Here is a 13,192-nt window from a genome sequence, read left to right on the forward strand (position 1 = left end):
TGGAGAGTCAGAAAAAGGAGATATCGATGTTTCTTTAGGATCCAAAATGGAGCACTTAGCGAACTTCTATCTCATTGGAAGCTAGAAAACCCTTACATCATTGGGCATGATTTCGGCGGTTCAACAGTTTTAAGAACCCATTTATTAAATGAAGTTTCATTCAGTAAAATAATACTTGTAGATCCTGTCGCTGTAGCACCGTGGGGATCAACATTCTTCCGTCATGTAAAGAACTATGAGGATGCTTTTCAAGGTATACCTGAATATATTCACGAGGAGATCGTATCGACTTATGTGAAAGGAGCAATGCACAAAGAAGTAAGTGTTGAAACGCTTGAAGGTATAAAGAGACCTTGGTTAGGTAAACAAGGTCAAGAAGCTTTTTATCGACAAATTGTACAAGCAAATCAAAAATATACAGATGAGGTAGAGCCACTGTACAAGTCAATAAACGTGCCAGTGTTAATCTTATGGGGCGAAGAAGACACTTGGATTCCCTTAGAGAGGGGTCAGAAATTGCATGAGAGGGTTTCAACATCTTCATTTGTAACAATACCAGAAGCAGGACATCTGTGCAGGAAGATCAACCAACAACCTTGTTATCTCATATATTGAAGTTTCTTCTATAATATTCTTTCAACAATCGGGTGCGATTGTCGTATTATGCATATAAGAACTTTGGGGTTTGAGAAATGGGTAGAGATAATGAAACTCCTGAATTAAGGCGAGAAAGAATAAGACAGCATGAATTGAAAAAATCTTTTAGCAGTATTCGCGGAAGTAATCTTTCTGATAGTTGGCGGATTGAATTGGAAGGTAACTGGAATAATTATTCTTGTATTAATATTAGGCATTGCGGTTTACGCTACTTCGTTCCATTAAAGCGCTTTCACCTAATACGTGTCAGTATCACAATAAGGGCAACTTGTTCAATACGCAATGGGGGATTGATATGTCGAGTCAAACTGGTAGCGATTGGTTATAAGATAAAGGGTTATCTAATACGGATATTGATTTTTTCGAAACGTTTTTAACCTTTATACCTACTGCTAGACTACTTAGATTTTAAGTAATTTTAATTCTTTTGTTAGAAAATTCCGAGGAATATGGAACTTAATCAGTAATAGCTACGTAAAAGCGTGTTAAGGGAGAGAGCGGTCAATGAAAAAAATTATTAGCTGGTCGATAATATCATCAATAATAATTGCTATAGCTGTGTGGGTTGCAAGTATCATTTTCACTTTTTCATATAGTGAGTGGAGTTTTTTTATTGGTCTAGCCTTATCAGTGATAATTTTCTTTTTTAATAGTAGTAGTGGAGGAGCCTTTTCAAAAGGAGCGGCTTTGGAGACAAGCGAGTTTGAATGGAAAAACCAGAAAGAAAAGAATGAAATGAGAGCAAATCTTGGTGTCGTGTTCTATGGATCTGTTCTTTATACGATTATCAGCTTAATCGTTATAATTACCTTATATTAATAAACCTAAGTGCAAAATCGCCAGCCATTATGTTTATTACCGAAGAACAAAACGACAAGATTTAAAGTATAATTAAATAAAAAGTAACCTTTGGTGACTATAGGGAACCCTGAAATAACCGTTAATAAGTTAAAGTGCGCAATTATGCAAGAATCTAAATTCGAGAAAATAATTTTTGGGTGTTGAAATCTATGCATTTGTTTTAATTGTAGACATTTTGGAAACTTTAAGGATTCCAACCAACAGAGTCACACAACTTAATAATGTATGATAGAAATAAAGCCATTCTTCAATTGAAGAATGGCTGATTATTTAATATTCTTGTTCTAATGAACTATATTTAATATTTATTAAATATATAATCAGTTTTTGTTTTTAATTTAGCAAAGTTGCTTTTAAATTATTATTTGAGGACTACTTTTTGGGGATTTCTGTTGTGTATCTATTGTTGCCGTCAACAATTACAAAAAAGGATGAGTGAACTGATTTAAAAAATAGTTACTTAGCTATTAAAAGATAAAACTTGATGTTTTAACAGGCGTGATAAGCAAGAATTGCGCTCTTTTTTTATTTGAAGTTCCATTTTATGGAAAAAATGAAACCATGATTAAGAACTGACGTAAGTAATAGAAGGGGAATTATTTATACCCTTATGGTTAGTGAAGAAATGAAATTTATTTTGTTTGTTTCCAAAAACTGGTTCTAATAAAGAATAAGTATTATTGAACTCTAGGGCATATAGGGACTACTCGTAGATATCTTAACAGACGGATAAATGTGTTGATATATATGTTATTATAATAAATTGCTTTAATATTTTTTAGAATTACAATCAGTAATGAAACTTTATGAAAAATTCAGTAGATAACATGGAGCTTCTGTTTTCACATTTCATTTAACGCTTTTTGGGAGTTTTTTATATATTTTATAACTAATTATATTCTAAGTGAGAAGGCGCTAATAGAATAAATACATGCAAATTAATGTAAACGTGGAGGGAATCTTAAAAAATAGTTATTAAGCAAAAGAGTAAGAGGGTGTTTAGATGAGTAAAAATACTTGATAAATGGGATGTTATTTTGTGGATTGTTTTCGTAATGTCTTTGATTATAAGTTGGGTGGCTGTAGGAGTTCTATTTTATGAGATGATTGAAAAAAATTCAATTGAAAATGCATTACATTTCAAACAAGATATATCTACTAGGAAGTCTATGAAGATATAAGTATTTAAATTTTGACTCTCGGTTTCAGTTATTGGACTCTGTAGCGGATAGAAAGTAGTACATCAGTATTTGGCATGTCACAGTATTTCTGGGAGGCTAGTATGTTTAAATTGAATATTGAAGTACCATTATTTTTTTGTTTTTTTAACAGTAAAGCAATTAATCTTACATGATAATACTAATTGGATACATAATATAGGCATTTCTATTATGTGTTTTTTATTTTATAATTTTTGGGAATGGTCGAAAAAACCATACGATTGGAATGAAAAGAAAAAAGATAGTAAAGGCAATTTTGCGAGACGAGCTAATAGTCAAAGTTGGGGGAGTGATAGCTGCTTTAGTAATGATCTGTTTAAAAAAACGGGCGCAAATCAGGAATAAGGATGGACGCTAAATTTCTTTATAGGGCCATTTTCACAGAACAAGGATGGGGTAAAAAGGCAAAGCAAAAGTTATACTTTTAGGTTATTTTCTACTGTTTCCAATAATTTGGTCTAAATTTCGGCATCGAACTACTAGTGATTGGTTAAGGAATAAGTACCTAATACTGATATTAACTTTTAGATTTTTTGCTAAGGAACTGAACAATAAATTAAATGATATTATAAAACACACTTCAAACGTCTTTTCCTGATAAAAAGGCAGCGATTGAACTCAACTTAACATCAGTTTGAAGAATGGCTGCAAGATAATGGAATAGACATTGATTTAAGTGATATGCTGACTTTGATGCGTGAATTTATATAACCAGCTATTAAAAGTCAGTTATACCGTTAGTGGCCGTAAAAACGGAATAAAGATTGGCATCCAACCTTGCGGAAATAGGCCAATTTATTGAATAAGCATACAAAGGGGAGTATGTATGTCAAAGTATTTCAAAGGGAAATTTTTAATTTCAAAAATTATGTTAACTATTATACTCCTAAGTATAATAACACTATCTCAGTACGGAATAATTTCTAATACATTAAATTCATTTTTGACGGGAATAGCTCTTATTGTATTTTTTCTTGTGGATAGTAACTTGAGAAAAAATGAATTGTATTATTAAACAAAAGGGCGATTTTCTGGAATAAGAACTTGATCAATCGGGCTAGATTAGACTTTTTATGGTAAGTCGAAATAAATATTCCGGAACGGTGAGAAAAGGAGGATATTTTGATAGATACTATTATATTAATTGGACCAATTTGTGCGAGAAAAAGTACGGTAGATGAAGAGCTTTCAAAAAACCGGAATTCATCGACGACCAATGGATGATTTGATTATTATAAAGTAATGGATTTTAGTAAAGAAAAGCAAAATGAAATACGTGAAAATTATGGTTATATGGCTATGTATGAGTATTGGAAGCTATTTGAAGCACATGCAGTTAAAAGGGCGTTAGAGGATCATCCCTATTGTATTCATGATTTAGGTGCGGGACATACCGTTTACGAAGATGAACATTTATTTAAGGAATAAATAAAGGGTGTCCTAAATAACTACGAAAATGTATTCTTATGCTACCAGGTCTAAATGAAAAGGAATCCATTAATGTTCTAAATAAAAGATTAAAAAGATGTAACCACTAACAAAGATACGTATAAACTTAATGAACACTTTGTTAAACACAATTCTAATAAGCTACTAGCTAAATACAGCATTTACACAAATGTCAACTCAAGAAGAGTTTGCTGATAAGATAATTCGAATATCTAATAATAAGTAGGATTGGATTCTATGACAGTTGCTTAAAAGACCGCTGTAGTTATTAAGTGAGGAATTAAATCCTTCTTCATTTATGCCTTCAAAGGAATAGAATATGTTCAGCAGTAAGGCCATTTTGTTGAAAAGGTTTAGGGTTTTAAGTACATATTTATACTGATTTTATGTTAAATTTTCTGTTGAGCTAAAGAAGTAAGGTAGTGGAATAAAAGTGCTTTTCTAATAAAAAACAAAAGGGGAAGAGTATGGGGAATTGGTTAACTGAAATTATGAGTGAGTTTGGTTATGTGGGAATTATGTTTTTAATTGCTTTCGAAAATATTTTTCCTCCAATACCATCTGAAGTAATACTAACGTTCGGAGGTTTTATGACAACCACATCTAAACTTAGCATTATCGGTGTAATTACATCAGCAACAGCAGGTTCCGTTATTGGAGCTATTGTACTATATATGATTGGTTTACAACTTGATGTAGCAAGGCTAGAGAAGATTGTAGGTAGATGGGGGCATATTCTTCGTATAACAAAAAATGATATTCGTAAGGCTGATTCTTGGTTTGATAAATATGGTCCTTGGACGGTCTTCTTTTGTCGTTTTGTTCCTTTAATTCGTAGTTTAATTTCTATTCCTGCTGGTATGTCAAATATGAACGTTGGCTTATTTCTGTTATTTACCACAATAGGAACTTTGATATGGAATATAATTCTCGTGTATCTAGGTGCTTCAGTAGGGGACTCTTGGGAAGTGATTGTAGAATATATGAAAATCTACGCAAGACTGATTTACGCTATACTATTTTTAAGCGTTATTATTTTATTATATTTATTTATAAAAAGAAGACGGTAGGGGATGAGTTACTTTCAATAATAGTTAAATGTAATTCGTTACCAAAAGAAGAAATTTTAACAGACGTGCGTCCTTTATGGTTAAAAATCTTCTTAGATAAGGCAGGTGATAAAATGGGAAGATGGCTATATGTATTTTATGCAGTAGCATTAGCGGTGATCTCTATATTTACAGGTGAAATAGTAACCTTTATTATGCTTGGGTTTATTTTGATTAGTCTTCAAAATATTCATTCCACCTTAAAAGAGTTAGTGAAAGTTAATAAGGAAAAAGTTTAAGTAGTAGAAGCTGTTTTGTTACATTTCGTACATTCAAACAGCAGAAGCTTATTTAAATAAGTAACTGTGTCCAATTTTGGTAAAGGGTTTTTAATAGTGGCCTGTAATCTGAATAAAAATCAGCATCTAAACGACATTAATAAAGCCTTATGATAAATTGAAATGGAAAGAGTTTTTGACTTTTTAACGAGGTGATAGCATTGGATATAATCAGATGGATTGTTCCGTTATTTGTTGCTCTAGTGATATTCCTGATAATTGGCTGGTTCACTGGAAATAAGGAGTATGGCACAAAAGATGATGAACGATCTCAACTCATCAAACAGAGGGCTATCGTAGGGAGTTGGATTTTTTTATTGATAATGTTAGTTATAAATATTATTTTTAACTTTTTCGGCTTAAGAACTGGATTACTTAAAGGCGCACCGTTTAATCATCCGGAAATATTTTATTTGATTATTCTGGTCGTTAGCTATTTTATTTACTATCGGATTTACAGTAGACGGTTGAGCAGCAATGAATAATAAAATTCAAGAACTTCGAAAGGCAAAAGGGTTTACACAAGATGCCCTAGCAAAAAAATGTAAAGTAACACGACAAACAATTAATGCCATCGAAAATAATCGATACGATCCTACCTTGCAGCTCGCTTTTAAAATAGCCACTGTGCTTAATACAACAGTTGATAATTTGTTTACAAATTAAGCTAAGAAGAATTAGGAAACGGATCATTTTAGCTATTTCGCAACCGGGCTGGGCTTTAACGAATAACATATTCATTGAGGAAGTCCTTGTTGACCGAAAAACAAAGAGGAGGAGGTTTATTGAAAGGAACTACTGCTGCTAATGAGTTTGAAAATACGTTAGATGCTGTTAATAACCTTACCGAGACGAGAGGATGCTAAATCATTGTTAAAAATAATTTATGGCTTTGAAATACTGCAACCACTGGAGATGGCGGGGATAAAATGAAATTAGAAGTTGTAGGTAAGGTATCAAATATTTATAAACGTATTGCTGAATTAAACAATTTGAGAGAGGAGAGAGTAAAAGTTCTAAAAAACTGAATAGCGTTTAGGTATTTTAAAATCGGCGCATAGGGTTGATCAATGTTTTTTTATCCATATTTGTATTAGCTTCAGTATTGGGATTTGCATATTTAATCAAATCAAAAATAATTAAAAATAATACATATGAAAATACCTATACGAAACTTTTTCATTAAAAACCCCCACTTTTGTTACTTATAAAGAATATCCTAAGATAAGGATTATTCATCCCTACAAAAGTAAGCGACAATAATATTGCACTTTTGATTTGAATATATTGATTTGTATCTGAAAATCAATTTAAAACAAATAATCTTTTCCGAATTTATACATAAACTTGTTTTGAAAAAACCCTGATTTTTTAACTTAGTGATAAAATCAGGGTTTGTTTTTTTAGAATGTAATTATTTCAGAATGTCATCCGCTTCATCTAATTTTAAACTATATAAAAGCAATGAATTGGCTATAAAGGAACTTGAGGAAGAAGTAAAGCCTGAAATCGAAGGAATTGAAAGAATAAGTATAACTATTTGGATAAAAATCCCAATATCACTGTTTCCATGCAGAAAAATTCTGATACAATGTACTGGTAAAATTTTTAATGCAATAAGAAATTATCTGGTGAACTCAAGTTTATTTGAAGGAGGGGGAACGATTAAAAAATTATTGTTACTTTGTCAGGTATCCTATTGCATTCTGATATTCAGTATACTCCTAATAATTAATTTGAGTAAAGAATACTCAATAAATCTAATCAATGTACTTATTGTCGTAGGTATATCAATTTCGTTATTCCAAGCATATTTACAGTACCAAATAAAAAAGAGAAATTAATCTACATGTACTAGAGAAAAAGAAGATCAAAACCAATGTACGGATACATAAAAGTAGAATTATACGATTTATCGGGAATATTGTATGCGGTTTATACAACTTTTATAGGCTGGAATATTGGTCTCAAGCGAAAGCTGTCTACCATCTATCGACTGATGAAAGGGTTGGCTGGAGAAATTATTACAATGTATGTAGGTGAACTGATCGGTTTTTCTGTTACTTTATATGTCTATAGAAAATAGATAATGCTTCAATCGTTAAATGAAGGTACATATAAAAGGGGGCATCATATGCTTAATATTGGAAGTTTATTGTTAGGACTTATAGCATGGATACTTCCTATTGTAAATATGGCAAAATATAATAATAACGATTTTCAGAAATGGGCTATAGTTTCTTTAAAATAAGTATTAGCTTTTTGTGTTATATCATTATATATACAAATTTTAAGTGGAAGTTTGCTAGTAACAATTCAGGATTGGAGCGCACTAATGGATATAAGGTCAAGTGTTGTGCTAGCAGTAACAATTCTTCTTATCGTTACGTTTATATTAAATATTGTGTCTCTAATGCTACGTCGTACTAAATCAAATGATTAGTAGGTCCCTAATTGCTTTCTACAGATCTATTGATAAGCTAATGATATGGAACAATACATATTAAAAAGCAAAGCAGTTTGAATGAAGTAACACCACTTATCCTACGAAAGCACAGACTTCTCATTAAAGAGGGGGAATGTTTATGGCGTGGGCCTGTTTTAGCTTGAGTTATTTATTTATTATAAAGCAAAGGGCGAAGCTAAAACTTAAAGTGTTTTCGTTATTGGCTGTGATCTGTTTCGCATTCAATTCATTGTTATGGAATGAAAAAATCTTTGTGTTCGTCACGGATATAAACCCATTTTTACCAATTGTTTCAGGAGTATTGGGAATTATATTTGGGTGGTATGGGATGAAGGGTGATGTAAGAATAAGTATATTACTAGCAAATACTTTGACTTTCATCCTTTATCTTCTATTATTCATCTTCTTTGGTCCATGGGCGCCTTAATAGAGGGTGTGAAAAGATGGTAAAAACGAGACATCATATTGTCTCGTTTTAAAATATTATAGGGGTGACCGTTCTCCTGTTACATACTCTCATCTATACCGCAACAAACAAGAAAAGAATTAATGAATTTGAAAATTAATGAAGACTTAATTATTACTATTAGGGTAACGAACTTTTCTGGTGTTAATAAACAAGAAATAAATTGGTGGTACGTGGAGAAATAGATGGAGAAACATATGACCACACGCCTTAATCAGGAGGAAGAAAAATGGCTATCTTTTTTTATCTTGTAGCTCTTTTACTAGGTACGTATGGAGTTTGGAAACTGTATCAACAGAATCTCAAAAACAAATCGTTTTTTAGGAAGCTAGGACTTATACTCATCGGATCTTATATATTAATTGCCGGTGTATTCTTTTTTGTCCTCATTTGATTCAAGAATAATGAAGGACATTAAAAAGTCGAACTAGGTTAATTCGACTTTTTTACTGATTTTCTAGAAGATATTCTCAATCTGTGAATTAAAAAACTTATATGAGTTAGTAGTTCTAAAGTAGGTTTTTAAAGTGGAAAATAAAATATTTTTCATTCCCTGCTAATTATCTAATTTTGTAGCATTGTTTAACATTACAGTTGAACTACCCCCGCCCAAACTTAATACAAGTCTCAAAGAATGGTATCAGTGAGGATTCTCCAGATAACCCCTCAACCTAGTAATAAGAGCTAGCTTATACCAAACATAAATGAACCACCTCCAGTAGGTGAATTGAACTGGTTCTCACGTTATTCCTCACGTTATTCACAAAATTATATGGCCAAGAAAAAGTGGTGCAAATTACATCAAATTAAATGAAGATACACAAGTAATTTACTGGGGGGGTCAATACAAGTACCTTCTTTTTAATATTCTTGGCTAGTTGTATCCAATATCTTTTTAAATTTTTTAGGCAGATGTCACACCTTTTGTTTTTATACGTATACTAACAATGACAGAGGGGTGATGACATGGAAACACAAATGGTAAAGAATAAGAATGGGCAAGTAAACATTATTTTAAACAATAAACATACCTCACATTTATCGTATTCGCATGCGAAAGCTCCGACGAAGAAGAATCCTTTTAAACATATTGATCAAGCTTTTTCATCATTTGTGGGAATGAAAGACCTAAAAGAGCGTATTAAAGAAATATATGCTACGGTAGTGATAAGTGAAAAAAGGAAGGAACTTGGCTTATTAAATAACAAGCAGGTACTTCATATGTTATTTAAAGGAAACCCCGGAACAGGAAAGACAACAGTCGCTCGGAAATTAGCGAAGTTGTACTTTGAAATGAACTTATTATCAAAAGGACATTTTATAGAAGCAGAAAGAGCGGATCTAGTCGGTGAATATATTGGGCAAACAGCTCAAAAGACGCGCGCCATCATTCAAAAAGCACAGGGTGGTGTCTTATTTATTGATGAAGCGTATTCGTTAGCGCGAGGTGGTGAAAAGGATTTCGGAAAAGAAGCTATCGATACGTTGGTCAAACACATGGAAGATAACCAACATGACTTTGTATTAATACTTGCTGGCTATCCGTATGAAATGGAACGATTTTTAACATTGAACCCTGGATTAGAATCAAGATTTCCATTTATTTTGGATTTTCAAGATTATGATTCTCAAGAACTACTTTCTATTGCCAAACGAATGGCTGCAGAAAGGGAGTATCAACTAACGAGAGAGGCAGAATTGGAGTTGAAAGCTCATTTACTTAAGAAAACCAAGGAGTATAATCGGAACTTTGCGAATGCTCGCTATGTCAGAAATATAATTGAAGGAGCTATCCGTTTGCATGCAGTACGACTATTAGAAAACGAACACTTTACTGCTGATGATTTAATCCATCTAACTGCAAAAGATTTACGATTATAATATATCTTACGCTAAAGATAGCAACGGTGTATTCTAAACAAAGAATGCACCGTTACCTTCTTTCCTATGAATTTTTGGCGATTCTTTTTGAGAATTGGTACATGTTTGGTATGATAAAAAGATAAACATGTTGTAGTAAGTGAAGATGCAGAGAAGAAAGAGGTTCTGTTTGTGACGAAAGAAAAAATTGTAATTATTGCCGTAAGAAAAGCAGATCAAGATGAAGAACGATTCACTTCATCCATTGAAGAACTTAAATCTCTAAGCAATACAGCTGGTGGAGAGGTCATTGAAGTGATGACGCAAAAACGAGAACGAATCCATCCTGCTACATACATTGGTTCTGGAAAAGTGACTGAAATCAATACAGTGATTGATGAATTGGATATTGACTTAGTTATTTCTAATGATGAATTATCACCGGGACAACTACGAAACTTAGCGAGCTTGTTTGGCATTCGAATCATTGATCGCAGTCAATTAATTTTAGATATTTTTGCAAAACGAGCTAGAACAAAGGAAGGGAAACTTCAAGTAGAACTAGCACAGCTTGAATATATGCTACCAAGATTACGTGGACAAGGGACAGAGATGTCAAGGCTTGGTGCTGGGATTGGGACTAGAGGACCTGGGGAAACAAAGTTAGAAACCGATCAACGTCATATCCGTAGGCGTATTTATGAAATAAAACAACGATTACAAACAATGGTAAAACAAAGAGAGCAATATCGTAAAAGAAGAAAAACCAATGATGTTTTCCAAATTGCAATTGTTGGGTATACCAATGCAGGTAAATCTACTCTATTCAATCGCTTAACAAACAGTCGTTCTTTAGAGGAGGATCAGTTATTTGCAACGTTAGACCCTTTAACTAGACAAATAAAGCTGCCATCAGGTCTTGAAATACTAATCACCGATACGGTTGGATTTCTACAAGATTTGCCAACATCCTTAATTGCAGCATTTAAATCAACATTAGAGGAAGTCACGGAAGCAGATTTCTTAATCCATATGGTGGATGGTTCGGATCCTGATTTACATCAACAGCAAGATACCGTAATAAAATTATTGGAAGAATTAGATGCGGATACGATTCCAATGCTTACCGTGTATAATAAAAAAGATCAGATGAATACAGCTATGATTCCAATTAATCACCCAAATATATTAATTAGCGCGCTTCAACCTAACGATATTGATCGACTATTACAAAAAATAGAAGCGTTACTAAAGACGGAATGGGGATATTACGCTGTTTCCATTAATCCTGATCAGGGCAAATTACTACTTCAGCTAGAACAACAAACCATTATTGAGTCAAAACAATTTGATGAGACGGATCAAGTGTACCAAATTAAAGGATATATGCGGAAGCACATCCCATTAAATCGGTTAATAGAGGAGTAAGAGACAGCCAATGATAGAACGATTCATAGAACAAGCAGAAATAGATTGTAAAGCACAGCACGAACGAATAACAGCCACAGTAGAGAAAAACCAACGAAAGGTACTACAAGCTTTTAAAACCTATCGAGTCAGTGATTCTCACTTTCAATCGACAAGTGGTTACGGTTATGACGATCTTGGTAGGGAAGTATTGGAAAGCATCTATGCCGAAGTTTTTGGTGGCGAAGATGCGCTCGTACGTCCTCAAATCGTATCAGGCACCCACGCAATCACAACCGCTTTATTTGGCGTTTTACGTCCTGATGATGAATTACTGTATATTACTGGAAAGCCTTATGATACATTAGAAGAAGTAATTGGAATTAGAGGCGAAAATACAGGATCGTTACGAGATTTTCGAATCGATTATAAGCACGTAGAATTAAAACGAGATGGGATAATCGACTTTCTCGGTGTTAAGCAAGCAATAACAAAAAACACAAAGATGATCGGTATTCAACGATCCAAGGGGTATGATGATCGCCCTTCATTTACCATCGATGAAATACAAGAGATGGTCCAATTTATTAAAGGAATTGATGAACAGTTAATTGTTTTTGTGGACAATTGTTATGGTGAATTTGTTGAAGATAAGGAACCCTTACATATAGGGGCAGATCTAATAGCAGGATCACTTATCAAGAATCCCGGCGGAGGTTTAGTTAGAGCTGGTGGCTATATTGCTGGTCGTAAAGATCTTATTGAACAATGCGCCAACCGACTAACAGCACCTGGCCTAGGGAAGGAAACAGGAGCAACCTTACATACACTCCAAGAAATGTTTCAAGGATTTTTCTTTGCCCCCCATGTAGTTGGAGAAGCATTGAAGGGCGCAATATTTACAGCGCGAATTATGGAGCTGACTGGATACAAAACGACGCCAGCTTATTCGGAAAAGCGCACCGATTTAATTCAATCGGTTACCTTTAATGACCGTGAACAAATGATTGCCTTTTGTCAGGCTATTCAAGAATATTCTCCTGTAAATTCCTATGTGAAGCCATATCCAAGTCCAATGCCGGGATACGAAGATGAGGTGATCATGGCAGCAGGTACATTTATTCAGGGAGCTAGTATTGAATTATCAGCGGACGGGCCATTACGTACTCCTTATATTGCTTTTGTTCAAGGTGGGTTGACCTATGCGCACGTAAAAATTGCTGTAACGGAATCATTAAAAAAGTTGATAGAACAAGGTTATTCCTATATAAATGAGGGTATATAGACAAAAGAGCGGTTCACGCTCTTTTTATGTAAGAAAACCTAACATTTTATTGACATGTTATTTTACATAACATATAATGGTAGTGAATTAAATATGAGGGGGTCATGAATTGAATGATCAAGATCGCCGTTCA

13 protein-coding genes and 1 pseudogene are annotated in these 13,192 nt (G+C 33.4%); all 14 read left to right on the forward strand.

All coding sequences use genetic code 11. The features are described 5' to 3' along the window. The first annotated feature begins 39 nt into the window (after positions 1-39). A complete protein-coding gene (locus tag JKP73_RS10275; RefSeq protein ID WP_200411449.1) occupies positions 40-615 on the forward strand; it encodes an alpha/beta fold hydrolase in 576 nt (191 codons plus the stop codon). 77 nt (positions 616-692) lie between these two features. Then, positions 693-882: pseudogene (locus tag JKP73_RS23155) on the forward strand (DUF6366 family protein). Positions 883-1,161: 279 nt separating this feature from the next. Beyond that, on the forward strand, positions 1,162-1,476 hold the full coding sequence (locus JKP73_RS10280; RefSeq protein ID WP_021291411.1) for a hypothetical protein: 315 nt from the start codon (positions 1,162-1,164) through the stop codon (positions 1,474-1,476). A 2,504-nt stretch (positions 1,477-3,980) separates the two neighbouring features. Continuing rightward, positions 3,981-4,166, forward strand: a complete 186-nt coding sequence (locus tag JKP73_RS10285; protein ID WP_021291406.1) for a hypothetical protein — start codon at positions 3,981-3,983, stop codon at positions 4,164-4,166. 488 nt (positions 4,167-4,654) lie between these two features. Next, a complete protein-coding gene (locus JKP73_RS10290) occupies positions 4,655-5,257 on the forward strand; it encodes a DedA family protein (RefSeq protein ID WP_200411197.1) in 603 nt (200 codons plus the stop codon). Positions 5,258-5,322: 65 nt separating this feature from the next. After that, positions 5,323-5,535, forward strand: a complete 213-nt coding sequence (locus JKP73_RS10295; protein ID WP_021291404.1) for a hypothetical protein — start codon at positions 5,323-5,325, stop codon at positions 5,533-5,535. 200 nt (positions 5,536-5,735) lie between these two features. Beyond that, positions 5,736-6,059, forward strand: a complete 324-nt coding sequence (locus JKP73_RS10300) for a hypothetical protein (RefSeq protein ID WP_200411198.1) — start codon at positions 5,736-5,738, stop codon at positions 6,057-6,059. Then, positions 6,052-6,240 (forward strand): helix-turn-helix transcriptional regulator, encoded by a 189-nt coding sequence (locus JKP73_RS10305; RefSeq protein WP_021291402.1) that lies wholly within the window; start codon positions 6,052-6,054, stop codon positions 6,238-6,240. Before JKP73_RS10300 ends, JKP73_RS10305 begins: the two co-directional genes overlap by 8 nt. A 1,213-nt stretch (positions 6,241-7,453) precedes the next feature. Then, on the forward strand, positions 7,454-7,660 hold the full coding sequence (locus tag JKP73_RS10310) for a hypothetical protein (RefSeq protein ID WP_200411199.1): 207 nt from the start codon (positions 7,454-7,456) through the stop codon (positions 7,658-7,660). Between the two features lie 499 nt (positions 7,661-8,159). Beyond that, the gene (locus JKP73_RS10320; protein ID WP_200411200.1) at positions 8,160-8,468 is read left to right on the forward strand and encodes a hypothetical protein; all 309 of its coding nucleotides are present in this window, start codon (positions 8,160-8,162) and stop codon (positions 8,466-8,468) included. A 268-nt stretch (positions 8,469-8,736) separates the two neighbouring features. Then, complete coding sequence (locus JKP73_RS10325) at positions 8,737-8,901, forward strand: hypothetical protein (protein ID WP_021291397.1); 165 nt, start codon at positions 8,737-8,739, stop codon at positions 8,899-8,901. A 572-nt stretch (positions 8,902-9,473) separates the two neighbouring features. Beyond that, positions 9,474-10,388 (forward strand): stage V sporulation protein K, encoded by a 915-nt coding sequence (gene spoVK, locus JKP73_RS10330; RefSeq protein WP_021291396.1) that lies wholly within the window; start codon positions 9,474-9,476, stop codon positions 10,386-10,388. Between the two features lie 171 nt (positions 10,389-10,559). Continuing rightward, positions 10,560-11,795, forward strand: coding sequence for a GTPase HflX (gene hflX, locus JKP73_RS10335; protein ID WP_200411201.1), 1,236 nt, complete (start codon positions 10,560-10,562; stop codon positions 11,793-11,795). Between the two features lie 10 nt (positions 11,796-11,805). Next, positions 11,806-13,059: a methionine gamma-lyase family protein gene (locus JKP73_RS10340; RefSeq protein WP_021291394.1), complete on the forward strand. Its 1,254-nt coding sequence runs from the start codon at positions 11,806-11,808 to the stop codon at positions 13,057-13,059. Positions 13,060-13,192 lie beyond the last annotated feature (133 nt).

Origin of the sequence: Virgibacillus salexigens, assembly GCF_014905415.1 — a bacterium.
In the GTDB taxonomy this organism is placed as follows: Bacteria; Bacillota; Bacilli; order Bacillales; family Amphibacillaceae; genus Virgibacillus; species Virgibacillus salexigens.

Excerpts from the sequence above, each read along its gene's own strand:
- JKP73_RS10290 (WP_200411197.1), top strand. The coding sequence starts at position 4,655 with ATGGGGAATTGGTTAACTGAAATTATGAGTGAGTTTGGTTATGTGGGA.
- JKP73_RS10325 (WP_021291397.1), top strand. The coding sequence starts at position 8,737 with ATGGCTATCTTTTTTTATCTTGTAGCTCTTTTACTAGGTACGTATGGA.
- JKP73_RS10305 (WP_021291402.1), top strand. The coding sequence starts at position 6,052 with ATGAATAATAAAATTCAAGAACTTCGAAAGGCAAAAGGGTTTACACAA.
- JKP73_RS10340 (WP_021291394.1), top strand. The coding sequence starts at position 11,806 with ATGATAGAACGATTCATAGAACAAGCAGAAATAGATTGTAAAGCACAG.
- JKP73_RS10280 (WP_021291411.1), top strand. The coding sequence starts at position 1,162 with ATGAAAAAAATTATTAGCTGGTCGATAATATCATCAATAATAATTGCT.
- JKP73_RS10285 (WP_021291406.1), top strand. The coding sequence starts at position 3,981 with ATGGATTTTAGTAAAGAAAAGCAAAATGAAATACGTGAAAATTATGGT.
- JKP73_RS10320 (WP_200411200.1), top strand. The coding sequence starts at position 8,160 with ATGGCGTGGGCCTGTTTTAGCTTGAGTTATTTATTTATTATAAAGCAA.
- JKP73_RS10310 (WP_200411199.1), top strand. The coding sequence starts at position 7,454 with ATGTACGGATACATAAAAGTAGAATTATACGATTTATCGGGAATATTG.
- spoVK (WP_021291396.1), top strand. The coding sequence starts at position 9,474 with ATGGAAACACAAATGGTAAAGAATAAGAATGGGCAAGTAAACATTATT.